The sequence below is a fragment of the Pseudoduganella rhizocola genome, from assembly GCF_045984285.3.
Taxonomy (GTDB): Bacteria; Pseudomonadota; Gammaproteobacteria; order Burkholderiales; family Burkholderiaceae_D; genus Rugamonas.
In genome coordinates this window covers 321,274-345,075 of the sequence record NZ_JBJQIK030000004.1, presented here as the reverse complement: position 1 = coordinate 345,075, position 23,802 = coordinate 321,274, and the positions used below count along the sequence as shown (strand labels likewise).

At 60.3% G+C, this 23,802-nt stretch carries 22 protein-coding genes; 19 read left to right on the top strand and 3 right to left on the bottom strand.

From position 1 onward, the window contains the following. Positions 1 to 24: 24 nt before the first annotated feature. Complete coding sequence (gene putA / locus ACJRPG_RS11915) at positions 25 to 3,657, top strand: trifunctional transcriptional regulator/proline dehydrogenase/L-glutamate gamma-semialdehyde dehydrogenase (protein WP_408000295.1); 3,633 nt, start codon at positions 25 to 27, stop codon at positions 3,655 to 3,657. Here putA and ACJRPG_RS11910 read toward each other — a convergent pair. Next, entirely contained in the window at positions 3,654 to 4,358 is a 705-nt protein-coding gene (locus ACJRPG_RS11910; RefSeq protein WP_408000294.1) for a 5'-methylthioadenosine/adenosylhomocysteine nucleosidase, read from the bottom strand. The two genes, putA and ACJRPG_RS11910, sit on opposite strands and share 4 nt — an antisense overlap. A gap of 223 nt (positions 4,359 to 4,581) precedes the next feature. Then, positions 4,582 to 5,163 (bottom strand): LysE family translocator, encoded by a 582-nt coding sequence (locus ACJRPG_RS11905; protein WP_408000293.1) that lies wholly within the window; start codon positions 5,161 to 5,163, stop codon positions 4,582 to 4,584. A 60-nt stretch (positions 5,164 to 5,223) separates the two neighbouring features. On the opposite strand from ACJRPG_RS11905, the gene ACJRPG_RS11900 reads away from it, so the two are divergent. The 8 genes from ACJRPG_RS11900 to ACJRPG_RS11865 all read left to right on the top strand — a co-directional run bounded on the left by ACJRPG_RS11900 (position 5,224) and on the right by ACJRPG_RS11865 (position 14,302). Further along, positions 5,224 to 6,549, top strand: a complete 1,326-nt coding sequence (locus ACJRPG_RS11900; protein ID WP_408000292.1) for an aminotransferase-like domain-containing protein — start codon at positions 5,224 to 5,226, stop codon at positions 6,547 to 6,549. Between the two features lie 234 nt (positions 6,550 to 6,783). Beyond that, positions 6,784 to 7,821 carry an NAD(P)H-dependent flavin oxidoreductase gene (locus tag ACJRPG_RS11895; RefSeq protein WP_408000291.1) on the top strand — a complete coding sequence of 346 codons (1,038 nt, stop codon included), beginning with the start codon at positions 6,784 to 6,786 and terminating at the stop codon, positions 7,819 to 7,821. 14 nt (positions 7,822 to 7,835) lie between these two features. Continuing rightward, positions 7,836 to 9,461 carry a GMC family oxidoreductase gene (locus tag ACJRPG_RS11890; RefSeq protein WP_408000290.1) on the top strand — a complete coding sequence of 542 codons (1,626 nt, stop codon included), beginning with the start codon at positions 7,836 to 7,838 and terminating at the stop codon, positions 9,459 to 9,461. A gap of 154 nt (positions 9,462 to 9,615) precedes the next feature. After that, positions 9,616 to 10,386: an ABC transporter ATP-binding protein gene (locus ACJRPG_RS11885; protein ID WP_408000289.1), complete on the top strand. Its 771-nt coding sequence runs from the start codon at positions 9,616 to 9,618 to the stop codon at positions 10,384 to 10,386. Then, positions 10,386 to 11,093 (top strand): ABC transporter ATP-binding protein, encoded by a 708-nt coding sequence (locus ACJRPG_RS11880; protein ID WP_408000288.1) that lies wholly within the window; start codon positions 10,386 to 10,388, stop codon positions 11,091 to 11,093. The genes ACJRPG_RS11885 and ACJRPG_RS11880 overlap by 1 nt, the downstream gene beginning before the upstream one ends. 50 nt (positions 11,094 to 11,143) lie before the next feature. After that, positions 11,144 to 12,352 carry an ABC transporter substrate-binding protein gene (locus ACJRPG_RS11875; RefSeq protein ID WP_408000287.1) on the top strand — a complete coding sequence of 403 codons (1,209 nt, stop codon included), beginning with the start codon at positions 11,144 to 11,146 and terminating at the stop codon, positions 12,350 to 12,352. 79 nt (positions 12,353 to 12,431) lie between these two features. Beyond that, positions 12,432 to 13,316: a branched-chain amino acid ABC transporter permease gene (locus ACJRPG_RS11870; protein ID WP_408000286.1), complete on the top strand. Its 885-nt coding sequence runs from the start codon at positions 12,432 to 12,434 to the stop codon at positions 13,314 to 13,316. 11 nt (positions 13,317 to 13,327) lie between these two features. Then, positions 13,328 to 14,302 carry a branched-chain amino acid ABC transporter permease gene (locus tag ACJRPG_RS11865; RefSeq protein ID WP_408000285.1) on the top strand — a complete coding sequence of 325 codons (975 nt, stop codon included), beginning with the start codon at positions 13,328 to 13,330 and terminating at the stop codon, positions 14,300 to 14,302. Between the two features lie 135 nt (positions 14,303 to 14,437). Here the strand turns inward: ACJRPG_RS11865 and ACJRPG_RS11860 are convergent, their stop codons facing one another. Continuing rightward, positions 14,438 to 15,604 (bottom strand): iron-containing alcohol dehydrogenase, encoded by a 1,167-nt coding sequence (locus ACJRPG_RS11860; RefSeq protein ID WP_408000284.1) that lies wholly within the window; start codon positions 15,602 to 15,604, stop codon positions 14,438 to 14,440. 100 nt (positions 15,605 to 15,704) lie between these two features. Here ACJRPG_RS11860 and ACJRPG_RS11855 point away from each other — a divergent pair, with 100 nt between their 5' ends. The 10 genes from ACJRPG_RS11855 to ACJRPG_RS11810 all read left to right on the top strand — a co-directional run bounded on the left by ACJRPG_RS11855 (position 15,705) and on the right by ACJRPG_RS11810 (position 23,777). After that, complete coding sequence (locus ACJRPG_RS11855; RefSeq protein WP_408000283.1) at positions 15,705 to 16,469, top strand: sulfite exporter TauE/SafE family protein; 765 nt, start codon at positions 15,705 to 15,707, stop codon at positions 16,467 to 16,469. Positions 16,470 to 16,624: 155 nt separating this feature from the next. Further along, a complete protein-coding gene (mnmG, locus tag ACJRPG_RS11850) occupies positions 16,625 to 18,553 on the top strand; it encodes a tRNA uridine-5-carboxymethylaminomethyl(34) synthesis enzyme MnmG (protein ID WP_408000282.1) in 1,929 nt (642 codons plus the stop codon). Then, the gene (rsmG, locus tag ACJRPG_RS11845; protein ID WP_408000281.1) at positions 18,553 to 19,197 is read left to right on the top strand and encodes a 16S rRNA (guanine(527)-N(7))-methyltransferase RsmG; all 645 of its coding nucleotides are present in this window, start codon (positions 18,553 to 18,555) and stop codon (positions 19,195 to 19,197) included. The genes mnmG and rsmG overlap by 1 nt, the downstream gene beginning before the upstream one ends. Positions 19,198 to 19,296: 99 nt before the next feature. Further along, a complete protein-coding gene (locus tag ACJRPG_RS11840) occupies positions 19,297 to 20,067 on the top strand; it encodes a ParA family protein (protein ID WP_408000280.1) in 771 nt (256 codons plus the stop codon). Between the two features lie 5 nt (positions 20,068 to 20,072). Continuing rightward, positions 20,073 to 20,963 carry a ParB/RepB/Spo0J family partition protein gene (locus ACJRPG_RS11835; RefSeq protein WP_408000279.1) on the top strand — a complete coding sequence of 297 codons (891 nt, stop codon included), beginning with the start codon at positions 20,073 to 20,075 and terminating at the stop codon, positions 20,961 to 20,963. Positions 20,964 to 21,148: 185 nt separating this feature from the next. Then, positions 21,149 to 21,517 (top strand): ATP synthase subunit I, encoded by a 369-nt coding sequence (locus ACJRPG_RS11830; RefSeq protein ID WP_408000278.1) that lies wholly within the window; start codon positions 21,149 to 21,151, stop codon positions 21,515 to 21,517. Positions 21,518 to 21,579: 62 nt separating this feature from the next. Continuing rightward, entirely contained in the window at positions 21,580 to 22,383 is an 804-nt protein-coding gene (gene atpB / locus ACJRPG_RS11825) for a F0F1 ATP synthase subunit A (protein ID WP_408000277.1), read from the top strand. Positions 22,384 to 22,450: 67 nt separating this feature from the next. Continuing rightward, a complete protein-coding gene (gene atpE, locus ACJRPG_RS11820) occupies positions 22,451 to 22,732 on the top strand; it encodes a F0F1 ATP synthase subunit C (RefSeq protein WP_155468685.1) in 282 nt (93 codons plus the stop codon). Positions 22,733 to 22,770: 38 nt separating this feature from the next. Beyond that, positions 22,771 to 23,241: a F0F1 ATP synthase subunit B gene (locus tag ACJRPG_RS11815; protein ID WP_408000276.1), complete on the top strand. Its 471-nt coding sequence runs from the start codon at positions 22,771 to 22,773 to the stop codon at positions 23,239 to 23,241. Positions 23,242 to 23,243: 2 nt separating this feature from the next. Beyond that, the gene (locus ACJRPG_RS11810; RefSeq protein ID WP_408000275.1) at positions 23,244 to 23,777 is read left to right on the top strand and encodes a F0F1 ATP synthase subunit delta; all 534 of its coding nucleotides are present in this window, start codon (positions 23,244 to 23,246) and stop codon (positions 23,775 to 23,777) included. Positions 23,778 to 23,802: the final 25 nt, after the last annotated feature.

Genomic DNA, 23,802 nt, shown 5'->3' with positions numbered 1-23,802 from the left:
ACTATTTCGATAAAAGAAACTTTCATGCCACTTGATACGCCCTTCGCCGCCCTGCAGTCCGAGATCCTGCGCGACCCATCGCCGCTGCGCGCTGCCATTACCGCCGCCTATAGAAACGATGAGCAAGCAGCCGTGCAATGGCTGCTCTCCGAGATCCGCGAAGGCGGTCCGGAAACCACCCAGCATGCACAGAACCTGGCCAAGCGCCTGGTCACTTCCGTGCGCGAAAAACGCACGCGTGCGTCCGGCGTGGATGCGCTGATGCACGAGTTCTCGCTGTCCTCGGAAGAAGGCGTGGCGCTGATGTGCCTCGCCGAAGCCCTGTTGCGTATTCCAGACAGTGCAACGGCCGACCGCCTCATCGCCGACAAGATCAGCAAGGGCGACTGGCGCAAGCACCTGGGCGAATCGCCATCGATGTTCGTGAACGCCGCCACCTGGGGCCTGCTGGTGACGGGCAAGCTGGTAAGTTCGTCCAGCGAAGAAGGCCTGGGCTCGGCCATCACGCGCCTGATTGCAAAAGGCGGCGAACCGCTGATCCGCAAGGGCGTCGACCTGGCGATGCGCATGCTGGGCAACCAGTTCGTGACCGGCCAGACCATCGATGAAGCCATCCGCAATGGCCGCGACAACGAAGCGCGCGGCTACCGCTACTCCTACGATATGCTGGGTGAAGCGGCGCTGACGGAAGCCGACGCCGCCAACTACTACGCCGCCTATGAAACCGCGATCCATGCCATCGGCAAGGCATCGAACGGCCGCGGCATCCGCAATGGTCCAGGCATTTCGGTCAAGCTGTCGGCACTGCATCCACGCTACAGCCGCGCGCAGCGCGACCGCGTGATGAATGAGCTGCTGCCGCGACTGCGCCAGCTGGTGCTGCTGGCCAAGGGCTATAACATTGGCCTGAATATCGATGCGGAAGAAGCGGACCGCCTGGAGCTCTCGCTCGACCTGATGGAGGCGATGGCTTTCGATCCTGAGCTGGAAGGTTTCGACGGCATCGGCTTCGTGGTGCAGGCTTACCAGAAGCGCTGCCCGTTCGCGATCGACTACCTGGTGGACCTGGCGCGCCGCAGTGGCCGCAAGTTCATGGTGCGCCTGGTGAAGGGCGCCTATTGGGACGCGGAGATCAAGCGCGCGCAGGTGGAAGGCATGCCGGGTTATCCGGTCTATACGCGCAAGGTGTACACCGATGTGTCCTACCTCGTTTGTGCGCAGCGCCTGCTGGCTGCATCGGATGTGATTTATCCGCAGTTCGCTACCCACAACGCTCAGACGCTGTCCACGATTTATACCTGGGCGAAGCGCGACGGCATCGAGAACTACGAGTTCCAGTGCCTGCATGGCATGGGCGAAACCCTGTACGACCAGGTGGTAGGCGAAGACAAGCTGAATAAGCCTTGCCGCATCTACGCACCGGTGGGTTCGCACGAAACGCTGCTGGCCTACCTGGTGCGCCGCCTGCTGGAGAACGGCGCCAACTCCTCCTTCGTGAACCAGATCGTGGACGAAAGCGTTCCGGTGGATGCGCTGATCCGCAATCCGCTGGATGTTGCGCGCGCTGAAGGCGGCCTGCCGCATCCGGGCATTCCGCTGCCGATGGCAATGTTCGGTAATGAGCGCAAGAACTCGATGGGTATCGACCTCTCGAACGAAGATACGTTGCGCGAAGTGGCTGCTGCGCTGGCCGAAAGCCGCAGCTGGAAGGCCGCCCCTATACTGGCAGTCGGCACCAGCGCAGGTGAAGCGCAGCCTGTGCGCAATCCCGCGCGCCATTCCGATATCGTTGGCTCGGTGAGCGAGGCCAATGCGCAGGATGTGAATAATGCACTGGCCAGCGCCACGCAGTTCGCGATGGACTGGCAAACCACGGAACCTTCGATCCGCGCAACGGCGCTGGTACGTGCAGCAGACCTGTTCGAAACCCACAAACTGGAACTGATGGCGCTCGCCATCCGCGAGGCAGGGAAATCGCTGCCGAACGCGATTGCCGAAGTGCGCGAGGCGGTGGACTTCCTGCGCTACTACGCGGAGCAGGTCCGCCACTCGACCAATATCCTGGCGCTGGGCCCTGTGACCTGCATCAGCCCATGGAACTTCCCGCTGGCGATTTTCACCGGCCAGGTTGCGGCAGCACTCGCTGCGGGCAACGTGGTGCTGGCGAAACCTGCGGAACAGACCCCGCTGATCGCCGCACGTGCCGTGGAACTGCTGCATGAAGCGGGCATTCCGCGCGCTGCGCTGCAGTTCCTGCCGGGCCGCGGCGAAGTGGTCGGTGCGGGCCTGTGCAATGACGTGCGCGTGAAAGGCGTGATCTTCACCGGCTCCACCGAAGTAGCTCAGCTGATCAACCGCACGCTGGCAAAACGCGCTGCCGCTGAAAGCACCGACATTCCGCTGATCGCGGAAACGGGCGGCCAGAATGCAATGATCGTCGATTCTTCTTCGCTGCCGGAGCAGGTGGTGCAGGATGCAATGTCGTCCGCTTTCGACAGCGCCGGCCAGCGCTGCTCCGCGCTGCGCGTGCTCTTCCTGCAGGAAGATATCGCAGACAAGACGATCAAGATGCTGAAAGGCGCGATGGGCGAGCTGCGTATCGGTAGCCCGGACCGCCTTGTCACCGATATCGGCCCCGTGATCGACGCGGAAGCGCAGCAGAATCTGCTCTCGCATATCGACCGCACCAAGATGTCGGCCGTGGCGCACTTCTCGCTGGGCGTTCCTGCCGAATCGGAAGGTACTTTCGTGCCGCCGACCGTGCTGGAGATCCGTTCGCTGAGCGAACTGACGAAAGAAGTTTTCGGCCCTGTGATGCACGTTATCCGCTATAAGCGCGCGGACCTGCCGAAAGTGATCGATGAAATCAACGGCAGCGGTTTCGGCCTGACGCTGGGCGTGCATTCGCGCATCGATGAAACCATCGACTACATCACCTCGCGCGCCCACGTCGGCAATATCTACGTGAACCGCAATATCGTTGGCGCCGTGGTTGGCGTGCAGCCCTTCGGTGGCGAAGGCAAATCCGGCACCGGTCCGAAGGCGGGCGGTCCGCTGTACCTGAAGCGCCTGCAGCGCGGCATGTTCAGCGGCGAACCGCATGCACGCATGGCCGTGCCGAGCATGGATGCGCTGATGGGCTGGGCCAAAACGCATGGCAAGGAGCGCATGGCTGCACTGGCCGAACACTACGCCCGCACCACGCCGCTGGGCCAGATGACTGTGCTGCCCGGTCCTACCGGCGAGCGCAATACCCTGAGCTTCATGCCGCGCGGGACCGTCGTCTGTATCGCCGACAGCCAGCAGGTGCTGCTGAATCAACTGGCAGCGGTGCTCGCAACGGGCAACCAGGCGCTGGTTGTCACCGGTTCCAATGCCTGCGTGCCGGCGGATTTGCCGGCGGCCGTGAAAGACCGCATCACCGTAGTGGGCAGCCTGGATGGCATTCAGGGCGATTTCCAGATCGCGCTGGTGGAATCGGCATTGACGGCCAAGGTGCGTGAACCGCTGGCGGCACGTGAAGATGCCATTGTTTCGGTCATCGACACCACCGAAGACGGCGAAATTCCGCTGTGGCGCCTGATCGCTGAACGCGCGCTGTGCGTCAATACGACGGCAGCCGGCGGCAATGCAAGCCTGATGACGCTGGGCGCCTAAGCCTGGCAGTAGTTTTTGATGACATTGAATGCATAGCGTGAGGCTACGTGCTTCACGAAATGCATAAAGTCCACCGCAGCATCCTCGTTGGCGTTGTCCGAAATGGTTCGGATAACGCCAAACGGCACGCCCAGCTCGAAGCAAACCTGGGCGACCGCCGCTCCTTCCATTTCCACCGCAAGCAAGTCAGGCAGTAAAGCTTTCAGCGCCTTCAAACGTGCCGGATCGCTCATGAACTGGTCGCCGCTGCCGATCAGGCCGCGGTGCAGCTTTCCTTTTTCCTCTGTTTCCAGGAAGCGCCGTGCGGCGCCGGCCAGCTTCTGACTCACCTGGCGGTCTGTCGGCAGCCTGGAAAGACCTGTGAGCGGCACTTCGAACTGCGGAAACAGGGGACGGGCGTCCATATCATGCTGAACCAGCGATTCAGCGACCACGATGTCGCCAACATGAACCCCCGGATCGGTACTTCCGGCCACGCCGGTGAAGATGATGTGGGTAACTCCGAATTTTTCCACAAGCGTGGTGGCAGTCATGGCCGCAGCAACCTTCCCAATTCGCGATAAAACACACACAGAATCGATTTCCCAGAGTTTTCCGGCTGTGTACTCACGCATGCCATGCAAATGCCTCTGAGGGCTTCTCATGGCTTCGATCAATCCGTGCTGTTCTTCTGCCAATGCTGAAATCACGCCAAGCCGCATCTTCGCTCCGCTGGTTTATAGATATAAGAATAGATATATATACTGGTAGTAGATAGTAAACGAAGGTGCGTCTGTGGATAAAGCTGTTAACATCCACAAAATCAGGTGTTTACATCTTTCAGAACTGCTTGAACAAGCGTTGTATGGATGAAGGACCAATTCTGTACAAAAAATGGTCATGTGCGTAAATCGGATGCTTACGCACATTCGTTCCTGTGGATATTCATCGACTTATCAACAGACGGATGGCCAGAAAGGCCAGAACAGCTGCCAGAACGTAGCGTTGGCGCCCAAATCTGAACACTCCACCCGCAAAAGCCAGGCCCGCATGGAAGATTGTGCTGATAGCCGTCAGCAGAAGTCCCAGTAACAGCAACTGGCTTGCCGCCGAACCTTGTTCCGGATCCACGAACTGCGGAATGAAGACCAGGAAGAACAGCAAGGCCTTTGGATTCAAAAGGTTATTGACGACCGCGCGGCAGAAGATGGCCAAATGACCCGGTTCGCCAGCGGCGCCGTGGGCCGTTTCACTCACGTGCAGCGCTTTCCAGGCCATGTAGAGCAGGTAAAGCGCGCCTGCGTAGCGGATGGCATGCATGGCGGCCGGCCAGGCTGCGACGAGCGCGGTCAGTCCGCTTACGGTCAGCAAGGTAAGGATGATGTCGGCCATGCCTATGCCAAATGCGGCTGCAATGCCGGCGCTTCGGCCGAAGGCAGACGAATGGGCGAGAACAAAAGCCATATTTGGTCCCGGCGAAAGCAGCAGCAGGGATACCGCGCCGCAGAACATGATGAGATTTTCCATGCTGGCGAGCTTACAGGGCGTATCTGATACAGTGAATTAATTGTTCTGGATACGCTTCTTATGCCGAAAACTCGCTACAAGCATATTGTCGATCACTTCAGCGGTGCGATTGAGCGCGGTGAGCTGCGGCCTGGCGATCAGCTCCCCGCTTTGCGGAAGCTGATGAAGGAACGGGGGATCGCCCTCGCCACAGCCGTTCGCGTGTATTCGGAGCTCGAACGTTCAGGCCTTGTTGTCGGCGAAGGCGGGCGGGGGACTTTTGTTCGGGATACTTCACTGCCCAGGGGTTCCGGTCTCGAACAGCATCCGCTGGGACGGCTGGCCGATTTGAGTTTCAACTATCCGGCACTTCCCGGCCAGGCGGAGATGCTGCGCGATGGCTTGCGTACGCTGGCCAGTTCCGGCGATCTCGATGCGCTGTTGCATTCCGCTCCACAGGGCGGCCGGCCGCACGAGAGGGAAACCGTGGCCCGTCACCTGAGGAACCGTTCGATCCAGGTTCCCGGAAGCCAGGTATTGATCGTGAACGGGGCGCAGCAGGGATTGGCGATCACAGTCGGCGCTTTGCTCAAGCCCGGCGACGTGCTGGTTGCCGATGCACTGACCTATCCCGGAATGAAAGCGCTGGCGCTGGCAAGCCGCCTGGACCTGCTTTCATTGCCTGCAGCGGGTGAGGGAATGAACCTGGATGCGCTTGAAGCTATCTGCGGCGAACGGCCGGTTCGTGCGGTTTACGCAATGCCGACCATGCACAATCCACTGGGCTGGGTGATGCCGGAGCGAGGCAGAATGCGGCTTGCAGCGCTGTCGGACCGTTTCGGTTTTTTGATTATCGAAGATGGCGCGTATGCATTTCTTGCGGAACCGGCGCCGAAGCCAGTGTTCACTTACGCTCCTGAGCGCACCGTTTATGTATCCGGGCTTTCAAAAAGCGTCGCTTCCGGCTTGCGCCTCGGTTTTGTGGTGGCGCCCGAGAAGCTGATTCCGGAACTCGAGCATGCAATCAGGATCTCAAGCTGGAATACGCCGTCGCTGACGGTGGCACTGGCTTGCCAGTGGATTGAATCCGGCGCCGTCGATGAACTGGAAGACAGAAAGCGGGCAGATGCAGCTGCGCGTCAGCAGCTTGCGCGAAAAGTGCTGGCAGGAGCGAAGCTGCGAAGCCATCCAATATCGTATTTTTTGTGGCTGGAGCTTCCGGACTATCTGCGGGCAGACGTGGTGGCAGCGGATTTGCAGCGCGAAGGCGTGATTGTGACGACGGCAGAACCGTTTTCGCTTGGTCGGCAATCGCCCCAGGCCTTGCGCGTAGCGCTTGGCTCGATTGGTTTTGAAGCGCTTGAGAGGGCTTTGCGGCTGGTGGGTAGGGCAGTAGGTTTACATTGATAAGGTATGTATACAAAATAGTAGTAGTTGTTAACAACTCGGCTTTTCTGTGGATAAGTACCCTATCTGAATTAGAATCAATCGTTTACGGTTTGCATAACCGGGCGCGTAAACCCTGTATCTACGAAGAACTGTTTTGGGACAAATATTGGGCTCCACAACAGAAAGTGGTTTACACACAAATGACACCTGTGGATATCCAATGAGTTATCAACAGGTGCTTGAGGGGGCGATATGGACTTGCTGAACCTTTTCCCGCAGCCGATTATCCAGGGGCCGATGGCAGGCGGTTCCAATACACCGGCGCTGGTTGCCGCAGTGTCGAATGCAGGCGGTTTGGGCTCTCTCGCGGGTTCGCTGCTGTCGCCGGATACGCTGCGCGCGCAGGTTGAGGAGATCCGCAAGCTCACCGGCAAGCCATTCATGGTGAATTTCTTCGTGCAGGACATTCCTTCGCCGAGCAAGGCGGAAGTGCAGCAGGCCGTGGAATTGATGCGGCCCGTCTGGGAACCGCTGGGCTGGAAGGAATTGCCGCTGCCGGCCAAGTGGTGCGAGGACTTTGCGGCCCAGTTCGAGACACTGATCGAGCTGAAACCGGCCGTTGCCAGTTTCACTTTCAATATTCTCCAGCGCGGCCAGGTGGAAAAACTGCATGCGGCCGGCATCGCCGTCATCGGCACTGTTACCACGGTGGAGGAGGCGCAGGCCTGGGAGGCCATCGGCGCCGATGCCGTGATTGCCTCCGGCGTGGAAGCAGGCGGCCATCGCGGCACTTTCCTCGTCGACCAGACCGCCGCCACGCTGGGTGCGCTCGATCTCCTCGATGGCGTTGTGAAGGCCGTCAACATTCCCGTTATCTCGGCGGGCAATATCATGACGGGCGCCGATATCCGCGACCGGCTGGCGCGCGGTGCATCCGCCGTGCAGATGGGAACAGCCTTCCTCGTGACGGACGAATCCGGTATCCATCCCTCCTACAAGCAGAAGCTGCTGCATTGTGGCGAAACGCCGACCCGGCTCACGCGCGCTTTTTCCGGCCGCTATGCCCGCGGTCTCGAAAATGCATTTATGCAACGTTTATCTGCTGTCGAATCGCAACTTCCGGCGTATCCTGTGCAGAATGCCTTGACCGGGATTATCCGTGCGGAAGCGGCAAAGACCGGCGACACGAGCCTGATGTCGCTCTGGTGCGGCACCGGCGTGGCGCGGGCGCGCGGCATGAGCTGCAAACAACTGATGGAAACACTGATCGCGGAGTTACATCAGGCATAACAAGGAGACGGCATTTGGAATCGGCTGGACAGTTCGACTACATCATTATCGGCGCCGGCACTGCCGGCTGTGTTCTGGCCAACCGTCTCACTCAGGACAAGGACGTTGAAGTATTGCTGGTGGAAGCCGGCGGCAGGGACGATTACGTTTGGATCCACATCCCGGTGGGCTACCTGCATTGCATCGACAATCCGCGCACCGACTGGCTGTACCGCACCGAACCCGATGCGGGCCTGGGCGGCCGCAGCCTGATTTACCCGCGCGGCAAAGTGCTGGGTGGCTCCTCCTCCATCAACGGCATGATCTACATGCGCGGCCAGGCCGGCGATTACGACCAGTGGGCCGAGATGTGCGGAGACCCTGGCTGGCGCTGGGATGAAGTGCTGCCCCTGTTCAAAAAGAGCGAAGACCATTACCGGGGCGCCGGCGATTTTCACGGCTCCGGCGGCGAATGGCGGGTTGAAAAACAGCGCCTGTCCTGGCAGATCCTCGACGCTTTTCGCGACGCTGCGGAACAAGTCGGCATTCCCAAGGTCGAAGACTTCAACCGCGGCGACAATCTCGGTTCATCGTATTTCGAGGTGAACCAGAAACGCGGCATCCGGTGGAATACGGCGAAGGCCTTTCTGCGCCCTGCTTCGCGCCGGCCGAACCTCACCATCATGACGGGCTGCCATGTGGAGAAGCTGATGATAGAGCAGGGCGACAACGGAGCGGTCTGCAAAGGCGTCATCTTCACGGGCGGCGGCACGCAGTGGCGTGCGGAGGCGGTGCGCGAGACGCTGCTGGCTGCGGGCGCTGTCGGTTCGCCGCAGATACTGCAGCTGTCCGGCATCGGCGCTGCGCAGCAGCTGCAGCAGGCGGGCGTGAAGCCGCTGGCCGATTTGCCCGGCGTTGGCGCGAACCTGCAGGACCACCTGCAGCTGCGCATGGTGTTCAAGGTCACTGGCGCGAAAACGCTGAATACCATGGCCAGCAACTGGTTCGGCAAGATGCGCATCGGGCTGGAATATGCGTTGTTCCAGAGCGGCCCGATGTCCATGGCGCCTTCGCAGCTGGGAGCTTTTGCGAAATCGCATCCGGACCTGGCAAGGCCGAACCTGCAGTATCACGTTCAGCCCCTGTCGCTGGAAAGGTTCGGCGAACCGCTGCACACCTTCCCGGCGTTCACGGCCAGCGTGTGCAACCTGCGCCCTACATCGCGCGGCCATGTGCGCATTGCTTCCGCCGATTCCTATGCGCCGCCGAAGATCACGCCGATGTATCTGAGCACGCCCGAAGACCGCAAGGTGGCGGCTGCGGCGCTTGGGCTGACGCGCGCCATTGCTGCTGCACCGGCGCTCAAAAAATATGCACCGGAAGAATTCAAGCCGGGCGTGCACTACAAGACGGAAGACGACCTGGCCGAAGCTGCCGGCGCTATCGGCACAACCATCTTTCATCCGGTAGGGACTTGCCGCATGGGGAAGATCGGAGAGGCGGGAACTGTTGTTGATAGCCAACTTCGCGTGGCAAATGTGTCACGTTTGCGCGTGGTGGATGCATCGGTCATGCCGACCATTACGTCCGGTAATACCAACTCGCCAACTATCATGATTGCCGAGAAAGCTGCGCAATTAATCCGCGAAAACGGGAAATAGACGCAATTTCCTGCTAATGCTGCCCAATTTTTGGTCTTACTTTGGTGGGAACCGCCAAATTATTTATGGTAGTTATACTGTATTGTGACCCTCAATCATCCTGTGTATGATCAAAAAAAATTTAGCAGTATGTAAAGAATAATCGGGAGACACGATGTCGAACTTCATCTTGGAAACAAGGAATTTGACCAAGGAGTTCAAGGGGTTCACGGCCGTCAATGACGTGAACCTGAAAGTTCAGCGTGGCCATATCCATGCCCTGATCGGACCTAACGGCGCGGGCAAGACCACCTGCTTCAACTTGCTCACCAAATTCCTCGTTCCCACCTCCGGACAGATCCTGTTCAACGGTAAGGACATCACTTCCGCCAAGCCTGCGCAGATTGCGCGCATGGGCGTGATCCGCTCCTTCCAGATTTCTGCTGTCTTTCCTCACCTCACCGTGCTGCAGAACGTGCGCATCGGCCTGCAGCGCCAGTTGGGCACGACCTTCCAGTTCTGGAAAAGCGAGCGTTCGCTGGACCAGCTGAACGGCCGCGCGATGCAGCTGCTGGCCGAAGTGGACCTCACCAGCTTTGCCGACACCATCACCGCCGATATGCCCTATGGCCGCAAGCGCGCGCTGGAAATCGCCACCACGCTGGCGATGGAGCCGGAGCTGATGCTGCTGGATGAACCCACCCAGGGCATGGGCCACGAGGACGTGCACCGCGTGACGGAATTGATCAAGAAGGTCTCGAACGGACGAACCATCCTCATGGTCGAACACAATATGAACGTTGTCTCCGGCATTTGCGACAAAATCTCGGTGTTGCAGCGCGGCGCCATGCTGGCCGAAGGCAGCTATGCCGAAGTTTCGAAAAATCCGCAGGTGATGGAAGCTTATATGGGCACCGAAGCCACCGAACTGGTGGGAGCGCACTGATGACGACTGCCCTGGAAATCAGCAATCTGCAGGCCTGGTATGGTGAATCGCACATCCTGCATGACGTGAATATCTCGGTGAAGCAGGGCGAAGTGGTGACGCTGCTGGGCCGTAACGGCGCGGGCCGCACCACGACGCTGCGCGCCATCATGGGCCTGACCGGAGCCCGCAAGGGATCGATCAAAATCAACGGCCAGGAAGCGATCGGCCTGCCCACTTACAAAGTGGCCCACCTCGGCGTTGGCTACTGCCCGGAAGAACGCGGCATTTTCTCGTCGCTGTCTACCGAAGAAAACCTGATGCTGCCGCCGTCGCTGAAGACTGATGGCAAGGGCATGTCGGTTGAAGAGATCTACGAGATGTTCCCGAACCTGAAGGAACGCCGCAACAGCCAGGGCACCCGCCTTTCCGGCGGCGAGCAGCAGATGCTGGCCGTGGCGCGCATCCTGCGTACCGGCGCGCGCCTGCTGCTGCTGGATGAAATCTCCGAAGGCCTGGCGCCGGTTATCGTCCAGGGCCTCGCCCGCATGATCACGACCTTGAAATCCAAGGGCTACACCATCGTGATGGTGGAACAGAATTTCCGCTTCGCCGCACCACTGGCGGATCGGTTTTATGTGATGGAGCACGGTCAGATCGTTGAGACCTTCGCTTCGTCCGAATTGAACGCCAAGATGCCTGTTCTGACCGAACTGCTTGGCGTTTGAGTGGGGCAAGGACAAAAAACTACCAACCCGGAACCTTGATCGGAGACATAATGAAACGCAAAGCTATCGCCACTGCAGCCGCTGCCATCTGCGCACTGGGCCTCTCCTCCTCTGCATTTGCCCAGGTATCGGGCGACACCATCAAGATCGGCATGATCACCGACATGTCCGGCCTGTACACCGATATCGACGGCGCCGGCGGCGCCGAGGCGGTGAAGATGGCCATTGCCGATGCGGGCGTGGTTATCGCAGGCAAGAAGGTCGAGTTCATCTCGGCCGACCACCAGAACAAGGCCGATATCGCGGCGTCCAAGGCGCGCGAATGGTTCGACCAGCAGGGCGTGGACATGCTGATCGGCGGCACCAACTCCGGCGCGAACCTGGCGATGGCCAAGGTTGCTGCCGAAAAGAAGAAAGTCTTCATTTCGATCGGCGCGGGTTCGGCCCGCCTGACCAATGAGGAATGCACGCCTTACACCGTGCACTACGCCTACGACACCATCGCGCTGGCACGCGGCACCGGCAATGCCATCCTGAAGCAGGGCGGCAAGAACTGGTACTTCCTGACCGCCGACTATGCCTTCGGCCAGTCGCTGGAGAACGACACCGCGGCCGTGGTGAAAGCGGGCGGCGGCAAGGTGCTGGGCAGCGTGAAGCATCCGCTGTCGGCGTCCGACTTCTCGTCCTTCCTGCTGCAGGCGCAATCGTCCAATGCCCAGATCCTGGGCCTGGCGAATGCGGGCGGCGATGCGATCAACTCGATCAAGGCGGCCAACGAATTCGGCATCACCAAGAAAATGAAGATGGCCGGCCTGCTGATCTTCATCAACGACGTGCACTCGCTGGGCCTGAACGTGACCCAGGGCATGTACCTGACCGACGGCTGGTACTGGGATATGAATCCTGAAACCCGCGCATGGTCGAAGCGCTTCTTCGCCAAGATGAAGAAAGAGCCTTCGATGCTGCACGCTGCCGACTACTCGGCTGCCAGCAACTACCTCAAGGCCGTGAAGGCCGTGGGCAGCGACGATTCGGACAAGGTCATGGCCCACCTGAAGAAAACGCCGATCAACGACATGTTCGCGAAGAACGGCGTGATCCGTCCGGACGGCCGCATGGTGCACGATATGTACCTGATGGAAGTGAAGAAGCCATCCGAGTCCAAGTACCCATGGGACTACTACAAGCTGGTAGCCACCATCCCGGGCGACCAGGCCTACGCCACCAAGGCTGAAACCAAGTGCGCGCTGTGGAAGTAATGCTGCGCCGCTAGCTCGGCCAAGGGCGCAGCGCATGCCGCTGCGCCTTCTTTTTTCACCTTTTTGAATTTGTGCAGCTATGGAAATTTTCGGCGTTCCTCTGCCAGCAATGATGAGCCAGCTGCTGCTCGGCCTCGTCAATGGCTCCTTCTATGCCATGCTGTCGCTTGGCCTGGCGGTCATCTTCGGCCTGCTGAACGTAATTAACTTCTCGCACGGCGCCATGTACATGATGGGCGCCTTCCTGGCCTGGATGGGCATGAGCTACCTGGGCCTGAGCTATTGGACCATGCTGGTGCTGGCGCCGATTGTGGTGGGGGCGGTAGGCATCATCATCGAGAAGACCATGCTGCGCTGGCTGTACAAGCTGGACCACCTCTACGGCCTGCTGCTGACCTTCGGCATCACGCTGCTGGTGGAAGGCCTGTTCCGCTCCTTCTACGGCGTGTCCGGCCAGCCTTTCGATACGCCGGAGCTGCTGCAGGGAGCGACAGACCTGGGCTTCATGATCCTGCCGAACTACCGCGCCTGGGTGGTGGTGGCGTCGCTGATCGTCTGCTTCGCAACCTGGTTCGTGATCGAGAAAACCAAGCTGGGCGCCTATCTGCGCGCCGGCACCGAGAACCCGAAACTGGTGGAGGCCTTCGGCATCAACGTACCGCTGATGGTGACGCTGACGTATGGCTTCGGCGTTGCGCTGGCAGGCTTTGCCGGTGTGCTGGCGGCGCCGATCATCCAGGTGTCGCCGCTGATGGGGTCGAACCTGATTATCGTCGTGTTCGCCGTGGTGGTGATCGGCGGCATGGGCTCGATCATGGGTTCGATTCTCACCGGGCTCGGCCTTGGCGTGATCGAAGGCCTGACCCGCGTGTTCTATCCGGAATTCTCGTCCACCGTGGTGTTCCTGGTGATGGTCATCGTGCTGCTGCTGCGTCCTGCCGGCCTGTTTGGCAAAGAGAAATAAGAGGCACCTGAATGAACAAGAATATTGGCTACGCTATTGCCCTGGTCGTTGCGCTGGCAGCGCCGTTCGTGGGCTATCCCGTCTTCCTTATGAAGCTGCTGTGCTTCGCGCTGTTTGCCTGCGCCTTCAACCTGCTGATCGGCTACACAGGCCTGCTGTCCTTCGGCCACGCGGCCTTCTTCGGCGGCGCGGGCTATGTGGCCGGCAATGCACTGCGCGACTGGGGCCTGCCGTTCGAGCTGGCGCTGCTGGCCGGTGTGGCGGGCGCCGCGCTGATCGGGCTGGTGATGGGAGCGCTGGCGATCCGCCGCCAGGGCATCTACTTCTCGATGATTACACTGGCGCTGGCGCAGATGGTCTATTTCGGCGGCCTGCGCTTCACCAATTTCACGGGCGGCGAGGACGGGCTGCAGGGTGTGCCGCGCGGCAAGCTGTTCGGCGCCATCGACCTGTCCAATGACCTCACGCTGTACTTCGTGGTGCTGGCGATTGCCGTACTGGGCTTCATGCTGATTGTGCGCACCGTGCATTCGCCGTTCGGCCAGGTGCTGAAAGCCATCAAGGAGAACGAGCCGCGCGCGATTTCGCTGGGCTACGACGTGGACAAGTACAAGCTGATGGCCTTCGTGCTCTCCGCTGCGCTGGCAGGCCTCGCAGGAGCCACCAAAACCGTTGTGCTGGGCTTTGAGACGCTGACCGACGTGCACTGGACCATGTCCGGCCTGGTGATCCTGATGACGCTGGTGGGCGGCATGGGCACGCTGGCAGGGCCTATCCTGGGCGCGGTGCTGATTATCGCGCTGGAGAACAAGCTGGGCGACTTCGGCACCTTCATCGCCAGCCACACCGGCATCGAATGGTTCAATACCCTGGGTGAGGCAGTGAGCATGGTGACTGGCCTGATCTTCGTTGCCTGCGTTCTTGCTTTCAGACGAGGAATCGTGGGAGAAATTGTGGCCTTCTTCGACAGGAAGCGGCCAGCTTAGAACAGAACATCACGCCGGACACTGTCCGGCGTTTTTGTTTGGGCTTCTGGCGCCGTGCAGGGGCCCGCCAGGACGGGCGGCAGCCTCGGTGCGGGGGTGAGGGGCCGTGCCGTGCAGAAAGCCGCCCAGGGCGGCTTACAGCGCTGCGGCGTAGATGGCGTAAGCGTCGGCGCGGGTGACTTCGCGCGGGTTGTTGCCGAGGAGGCGGGTCTGGAGCATGGCGTCGTCGGCCAGGCGGTCGAGGTCGGATTCCTGGATGCCAACCTGCTGCAGCGTGCGTTCGATACCGGTAATGATGGCGATTTGTTGCATCGCAACAATAAGGGCTTCGGAGCGGGCTTCTTCCGTGCCTTCCGCGTGCGGCACGACGATGCGGGCGAGTTCTGCGTAAAGCGGTGCAGCTTCCGGCAGGTTGAAGCGCAGGACATGCGGCAGCACCAGGGAATTCGACAGGCCATGCGGCACATGGAAGATGCCGCCGATCGGATAGGCAAGGGCGTGTACGGCTGCCACCGGCGCGTTCGAGAACGCCTGTCCCGCCAGCATGGCGCCCAGCAGCATGGCCTGGCGAGCGGCGAGGTTGCTGCCATTCTCGCAGGCGGCGATCAGGTTGCCGGATAGCAGACTGAGCGCTTGCCGCGCCAGGGAGTCCGACAAGGGGTTCTTCTTGTGCTTGCTGGTGTAGGCTTCGATGGCGTGGACCATGGCGTCGATGCCGGTCGCAGCCGTCACCGCAGGCGGCAGTCCGAGGGTGAGTTCGGCATCCAGGATGGCGAGGTCGGCATACAGCTGGGGCGCCACCACGCCCATCTTGGTCGTTTCCCCGGTGGTGACGATGGCGATGTTGGTGACTTCCGAGCCCGTGCCCGCAGTGGTCGGAATCTGCACCAGCGGCAAACGGCTGCCCTTGACATTGCCGATGCCGTAGATCTGGTTCAGCGGCTGGTCGCTGTTGGCCAGTACGGCGATCAGCTTCGCCACGTCCATGGAACTGCCTCCGCCCAGGCCGATGATGAGGTCTGCATTTTGGGCGCGTGCGGCGGCCACGCCGTCCATCACGATCTGCTCCGGCGGATCCGCCACTACTTCCGAATGTACTGCGCAGCGCAGGCCGGCCCGTTCGAGGCTGGCTGCCGGAGCATCCACCAGACCGGTGCGCAGGAAGCCGGGGTCGGTGACGATCAGGGGGCGGTGGGCCTCGGGAAAGCGCGTTTTGATGTGCTCGCCCAATCTATGCGCCGCGCCAGTTTCCGACACGATATTGGCGACGGTGCTGAAGCTGAAGGCGGGGAAGGAGCTCATGGCTTTTTCGGGAGGGTTGTCTCGCTGCTAGCTTACACCAGCTCGGACGGCGGTGTCTTTCCGCCGTACAATGATGAGCTTGTCTGGAAGAGGTCTGTCGATGCTTGATTATGCTGTGTTGGGTGTTGCCGCTTTTGCGGCCGGTCTGGTGGATGCTGTTGTCGGTGGGGGAGGGCTGATCCAGATTCCCGTGCTGTTCTCAGTCTTTGGGCAGACGGCCCCGTCCACCTTGCTCGGCACCAGCAAACTGGCAGGCATCTTCGGTACGGCGGCAGCGGCAGTGAACTACGCCCGCCGGGTGTCGATTGCCTGGACTACGGCGGCGCCCGCCGCCATCGCCGCATTCACCTTCGCCTTCTTCGGGGCTTTCACCCTGACCCATGTGCCCGCCGACTTCATGCGCACGCTCTTGCCTTTCGTGCTGCTGGCTGTCGCCATCTACACTTTCTGGCGCAAGGATCTGGGCAGCGTGCACAAGCCGCTGCACTCGGGTATGCGCGAGCGCCTGATTGCCGTGCTGGTCGGCGCCTGTATCGGTTTCTATGACGGCTTCTTCGGTCCGGGCACGGGCAGCTTCCTGGTCTTCCTCTTCGTGCGCTGTTTTGGCTTCGATTTCCTCGGCGCCTCGGCCGTAGCCAAGGTGGTGAATGTGGCCTGCAATTTGTCGGCCCTGCTGTGGTTCGGCTACAGCGGTCACTTGCTCTGGCAGCTCGGCCTGATGATGGCGGCGTGCCAGGTGGCCGGTTCCCTCATCGGCACCAGGCTGGCGATGAAGCATGGCAGTGGCTTCGTGCGGCGGGTATTCCTCGCCGTGGTGTCGGTTCTGATTATCAAGTCGGGCTATGACGCCTGGCTACGCTGGTGAATGTTTCACGTGAAACAGTGTCCTGACGCCGGCCTTGAGCCGGCGTTTTTGTTCCACGTGAAACAATACAAACAGGAATATTTCTGCTCAAAAAAGTCGCAGCCCCAAAAAGAATCTATAATTCTGTTCCATACCTCGATTTACGCTTTCCCATCATGCTATTTCCTACTGAATTCGACGTCATCGTTGTCGGCGGCGGTCATGCCGGCACCGAAGCGGCCCTTGCTTCCGCCCGTATGGGCCAGAAGACGCTCCTGCTGACGCACAACATCGAAACCCTCGGCCAGATGTCGTGCAACCCGTCCATCGGCGGGATCGGGAAGGGCCATCTGGTGAAGGAAGTGGATGCGATGGGCGGTGCGATGGCGATTGCCACCGACGAATCCGGCATCCAGTTCCGTATCCTGAACTCGTCCAAAGGCCCGGCCGTGCGCGCTACCCGTGCGCAGGCCGACCGCATCCTGTACAAGCAGGCTATCCGTTCGCGCCTGGAAAACCAGCCGAACCTGTGGCTGTTCCAGCAGGCAGTGGACGACCTGATGGTGGAGGGCGACCGTGTGGTCGGCGCCGTTACCCAGATCGGCCTCAAGTTCCTGTCGCGCGCCGTGGTGCTGACGGCCGGTACTTTCCTCGACGGGAAAATCCACGTCGGCCTGCAGAACTATTCGGCGGGCCGGGCAGGGGATCCGCCCGCGCTGTCGCTGTCGGCCCGCCTGAAGGAATTGAAGCTGCCGCAGGGCCGCCTGAAGACCGGCACGCCGCCGCGTATCGATGGCCGCAGCATCGACTTTTCGCAGATGACGGAACAGCCGGGCGACCTGGAGCCGGTACCGGTGTTCTCCGTCATGGGCAATACCGCCATGCATCCGAAGCAGTTGCCGTGCTGGATCACGCATACGAACCAGCAGACCCACGACATCATCCGTGGCGGCCTGGACCGCAGCCCGATGTACACCGGCGTGATCGAAGGCGTCGGCCCGCGCTACTGCCCGTCGATCGAAGACAAGATCCACCGCTTCTCGGCCAAGGAATCGCACCAGATTTTCCTGGAGCCGGAAGGCCTGACCACGCACGAGTTCTACCCGAACGGCATCTCCACCAGCCTGCCATTCGATGTGCAGATCGCACTGGTGCGCTCGATGAAGGGTCTGGAAAACGCCCATATCCTGCGCCCCGGCTACGCCATCGAATACGATTACTTCGACCCCCGCGGCCTGAAGGCCTCGCTGGAAACCAAGGCGATTTCCGGCCTGTACTTTGCCGGCCAGATCAACGGGACCACCGGCTACGAGGAAGCGGCGGCGCAGGGCATGCTGGCCGGTATCAACGCCGCGCTGCAGACCCAAGGCAAGGAAGCCTGGACGCCGGCGCGTTCGGAAGCCTACCTCGGTGTGCTGGTGGATGACCTCGTGACGCAGGGTGTGCAGGAGCCTTACCGCATGTTCACCAGCCGCGCCGAGTACCGCCTGTCGCTGCGCGAAGACAACGCCGATATGCGCCTGACCGAAATCGGCCGCAAGCTGGGCGTGGTCGGCGACGCGCAATGGGAAGCCTTCGACCGCAAACGCGAAGCTGTGGCGCAGGAACTGGAACGCCTGAAATCGGTGTGGGTGAATCCCCGCGTGCTCGCCGCCGCGGAGTCCGAGCGCGTGATCGGCCAGGCGATCGAACGCGAATATTCGCTGGCCGACCTGCTGCGCCGTCCGGGAGTGGAATACGAAAAGCTGATGACGCTGACCGGCAATGAAGGCCAGCCGCTGGCCGGTCCCGGTGTGACCGATGAAGCGGTGCGCGAACAGATCGAGATCCAGCTCAAATATTCGGGCTATATCGACCGCCAGCTGAAGGAAGTGGAGCGCCACGAGCACTACGAAAACCTGAAGCTGCCGGAAGGCTTCAACTACCTGGACATCACGGCCCTGTCGGTCGAGGTGCGCCAGAAGCTGGCCAAGCACCGCCCGGAAACCCTGGGCCAGGCCTCGCGCATCTCCGGCATTACGCCGGCGGCGATCTCGCTGCTGCTGGTGCATTTGAAAAAAGCAGGCTACGGCGGCTTCGTCACGCTGAAAGATGAGGCGGCCTGATGCAGTTGTTTGATCGCACTAAGCTGTCTCAGGTATTGACGAACGGCCTGAATGATCTGACACTGGCGGTATCGGAAAAGCAGCACGAACAGCTCCTGGATTACCTGGCGCTGCTGAACAAGTGGAACAAGGTCTACAACCTGACCTCCGTGCGCGATCCGATGCAGATGATGACGCTGCACCTGCTCGATTCGCTGGCCGCCGTGCCGGCGTTCGCGGGTGCACAGAATGTGCTGGATGTAGGAGCAGGGGGCGGCTTGCCCGGTATCGTGCTCGCAATCGCACGGCCGGACATGCAAGTGTCGATGATCGACACCGTCCACAAGAAGACCGCTTTCCTCACGCAAGTGAAAGCGGAGCTGGGCCTCAGTAACGCAACGATCTACACGAAGAAGGTGCAGGAGCTGGAAGCGAAGCAGCCTTTCGATGTCATCACATCCCGGGCATTCGCCGACCTCAGCGATTTTGTGAACTGGTCAGGACACCTGCTGGCCGAGGGCGGACAATTCATTGCCCTCAAAGGTACAGCACCGGCAGACGAGAGAGAGCGGTTGCCAGCGCCCTGGAAAGTGAGCGATCTACAGCCCCTTCAGGTGCCAGGACTGGATGCAGAGCGGCACCTCGTTTTCATCCGAAAAGTATAAATCGTATATATCGTATAAACGGTATAAATCGTTTATATCATATAAACAGAATAAATTATTTATACCGTATAAACGGTATAGTTCATAACTAGAAAATACATGGCGAAAATTTTTTGCGTCGCAAACCAGAAGGGTGGGGTAGGCAAGACCACCACCACCGTGAATCTCTCCGCGGGCCTGGCCAAACTGAACCAGCGCGTGCTGCTGGTGGACCTGGACCCGCAGGGCAATGCCACCATGGGCGCCGGCATCAACAAGGCGGGCCTGAAAGCTTCCACCTATGAAGTGCTGCTCGGCACGGCCGATGTAGCGGCTGCGCGCCAGCGTTCGGAAGCAGGGCGCTTCGATGTGCTGCCTTCGAACCGTGAGCTGGCGGGCGCCGAGGTGGAGATGGTGGAGCTGGATAACCGCGAGCGCCGCCTCAAGGATGCGCTGGCGCTAGTCGACAGCGAATACGACTTCATCCTGATCGACTGCCCGCCTGCGCTGTCCATGCTCACGCTGAACGGCCTGTGCGCCGCGCATGGCGTGATCATTCCGATGCAGTGCGAGTACTATGCGCTGGAAGGCTTGTCCGACCTGGTGAACACGATCAAGAAGGTGCATGCGAACCTGAACCCGGACCTGAAGATCATCGGCCTGCTGCGCGTGATGTTCGATCCGCGCATGACGCTGTCGCAGCAGGTGTCGGCGCAACTGGAGGAGCACTTTGGCGACAAGGTATTCAAGACCATCATCCCGCGCAATGTGCGGCTGGCGGAAGCTCCTTCCTATGGCATGCCGGGCGTGACCTTCGATCCGAGCTCCAAGGGCGCGCAGGCATATATCGAATTCGGCGCGGAGATGGTCAAGCGCATCAAGAAAATGTAAGAGCAATGGCTACGAAAAAAATGAAAGGCCTGGGTCGCGGGCTGGAAGCGCTGCTGGGCGGCGATGGCGACAAGAACGAAACCACTTCGGTGCCGGGCGCTCCGAACGAACTGCCGGTGAACCTGCTGCAGGCCGGTAAATACCAGCCGCGTACGCATATGGATGAAGTGAGCCTGAGCGAACTGGCCGCATCCATCAAGTCGCAGGGCATCATGCAGCCCATCCTCGTGCGTCCGGTGGGTGTGGACAAGTCCAGCGGCAGCACGAAGTACGAAATCATCGCCGGCGAACGCCGCTTCCGCGCTGCGCAGATCGCCGGCCTGGAACAGGTGCCGGTGCTGGTGCGCGATGTCGACGACACCGCCGCCGCCGCCATGGCCCTGATCGAAAACATCCAGCGCGAGGATTTGAATCCGCTGGAAGAGGCGCAAGGCATTCACCGGCTGATCACGGACTTCAGCTTCACGCACGAGCAGGCCGCCAACGCGGTGGGCCGTTCGCGCAGCGCCGTGTCCAACCTGCTGCGCCTGATGAACCTGGCAAGCCCGGTGCAGACCATGCTGATGGCGGGCGATATCGACATGGGCCACGCCCGTGCCTTGCTGGCGGTGGACGCCGCCACCCAGATCACATTGGCCAACCAGGTCGTCGCCAAACGCCTCTCGGTGCGCGAAACGGAAAAGCTTGTTGCCAAGCAACTCGAAGAAAACAGCGGCAAGACCGAAAAAGCGCCCCGCGAGAAATCCGGCGACATCCTGCGCCTGGAAGAAGAACTGTCGGATTCCCTGGCGACCCCGGTCGTGTTCAAGATGGGCGCCAAAGGCCGCGGCCAGATGATTATCGATTTTGCCGACCTCGATATTCTGGACGGCGTGCTGGCGAAATTACGCGGCTGACGTTAAAACCGCGTTAAACGTTATACCCGCACCAGTTTGGTGCGGGGGCTGTCGTAATGTTACGGAATGTGTGGCAATGTTGCTGATATTGCTCTGTTGCAGTGCACCATGTTTGACGGAGCTCCCAAAACAACCCTATAATCCCGTGTCTTTGGGTCTATAGGCTATCTCTGGGAAGTTGGCAAGTGAGTGATTCTACGCAAAGTATCGCCCGGCCAGTTTACCGAGTCGTCGCCCTGCAATTCACCATCGCAGTACTCTTTTCGGCCCTCGTCGCGCTTTTCGCCGGGGTTGATAAAGGCTGGTCTGCCGCTTTGGGCGGCGGTATTGCGGTGGCCGGCAGCCTGGTGTACGCCATGATCGTGGCAAAGGGCAGTGCGGATGCCAAACAGGCATTCAGGTCGCACGCCAGGGCCGAGATGGTTAAAGTATTTATCACAGTAGTGCTGTTCATTCTCGCGCTGCTGCTGTTTCAGTCGGCCGCATTGTTGTGGCTGATCGTAGGATTCGCGGTGACGACCCTGGCGTACTGGTCGGCATTGCTCGCAGTTTAAAAATCACCGGTTCGAACCCGCTGCAGCTGGCGGGCCAGGGCAACAAATCTTAAATCATCACTATGACCACTGAACACGGAACGGGCCACGCAGCCCCGGCGAACGCCACGGAGTACATTCAGCACCACCTGACGCACCTGCAGGATGCGAACCACACGTTCAACCTGGACACCTTCTGGATCTCGCTGGTGCTGGGCTTTGTTTTCCTCGGCATGTTCTACATGGCCGCCAAGCGCGCCACCCCTGGCGTGCCGGGCAAGCTGCAGAACTTCGTCGAGTGGATCATGGAACTGGTGAACGACACCGTCAATTCCGCCTTCCACGCCAAGAGCGCCGTGATCGCGCCGCTGGCCATCACCATCTTCGTGTGGGTGTGGCTGATGAACGCGATGGACTTCCTGCCGGTGGACCTGCTGCCGCGCGTGCTGGAGTTCTTCGGCGTGTACAACCTGCGCGTGGTGCCGACCGCCGACGTGAACCACACCTTCGGCATGTCGATCGGCGTCCTGCTGTGCATTATCGGCTTCTCGATCAAGGCCAAGGGCATCGGCGGCTGGGGCAAGGAGCTGTTCACGGCGCCGTTCCACGCACACGGCCCGGTTGCCATCATCCTGCTGGCCCCGGTGAACTTCATCTTCCAGATGCTGGAACTGCTGGCAAAACCAATTTCGCTGTCGCTGCGACTGTTCGGCAATATGTACGCCGGCGAACTGATTTTCATCCTGATCGCGCTGCTGCCATGGTGGGCACAGTGGCTGCTGGGTGGTCCATGGGCAATCTTCCACATCCTGATTGTGACGCTGCAGGCCTTCGTATTCATGGCCCTGACGGTTGTGTACCTTAGCCTCGCGGTTGAGAAGCACTGATTTTCGTAATACTCGTTTTTTAAATTTGGTATCTGTAGTTCTTTTTAAATCTTAGGAGAAATCTCAAATGCAAGCTCTGATCGCACAAGTACAAAGCATGACCGTTCTGGCAGTGGCAATCATCATCGGCCTGGGCGCCATCGGTACTGCACTCGGCTTCGCTATCCTGGGCGGCAAGTTCCTGGAAGCTTCCGCACGCCAGCCTGAACTGATGCCACAACTGCAAACCAAGCTGTTCGTTATCGCTGGTCTGCTGGACGCGATCTCGATGATCGGCGTTGGTGTTGCTCTGCTGTTCACCTTCAACAACCCATTCCTGACCGCGCTGACCACCGCAGTAGCACAGTAATTCACGCTCCAACTGGGGAAACTTTTTAGGAGCAAGGTATGAACATCAATATGTCTCTCATCGGTCAGATGATCACCTTCGCGGTGCTCGTCTGGTTCTCGATGAAGTTCGTATTCCCGGCGCTGAATAGCGCGCTGGATGAGCGTGCCAAGCGTATTGCGGACGGTCTGGCTGCGGCCGACCAGGGCCAGGCTTCGATGGCGGCAGCTGAAAAGCGCGCAGCCGAAGCCCTGACCTCCGCGCGCGACGAAGCTGCTCAGCGCGTTGCCGATGCTGAAAAGCGCGCTCAGCTGATCGCTGAAGAAATCAAAGCCAACGCCAAAGCCGAAGCCGACCGCATCATTGCGCAAGCCAAGGCCGAAGCCGACCAGCAAATCACCCAGGCCCGCGAACAACTGCGTGCGCAAGTGGCTGACCTGGCCGTGAAGGGCGCCGAGCAAATCCTGAAGCGCGAAGTCAACGCCTCGGCCCACGCCGAGCTGCTGAATCGCCTCGCGACCGAGCTGTAATCATGGCTGAACTCGCAACCATCGCTCGTCCTTACGCGGAAGCCCTCTTCCGCGTAGCCCAGGCTGGCAATCTCGCGCAGTGGTCCGATCTGGTCGATGAACTGGCCCAGATCGGCAGCCACGCCGAGGTGCTGGATTACGCCCGCAATCCCAAGGTGTCGGACAGCGACGTTGCTGCCGCCATCCAGGCTCTGCTGAAATCGCCGCTGAACGCGGAAGCGAACAATTTCCTCTCGATGCTGATCGCCAACGGCCGCATCGAACTGCTGCCGGAAATCGGCGCCCAATTCCATGCCCTGAAAAACGGCCAGGAAGGTGCGGCGGATGCCGAGATCACGAGCGCATTCGACATGGACGCGGCCCAAACGGCCGAACTGGTCAAGACGCTGGAAAAGAAATTCAGCCGCAAGCTCAATCCGAGCGTGACGGTGGATTCCTCGCTGATCGGTGGCGTGCGTGTCGTGGTGGGTGACGAAGTGCTGGACACTTCGGTACGCGCCAAGCTGCAGCAGATGCGTGTTGCACTGGTAGCGTAAGCCAACAGCGGCAGACCCAATAGAG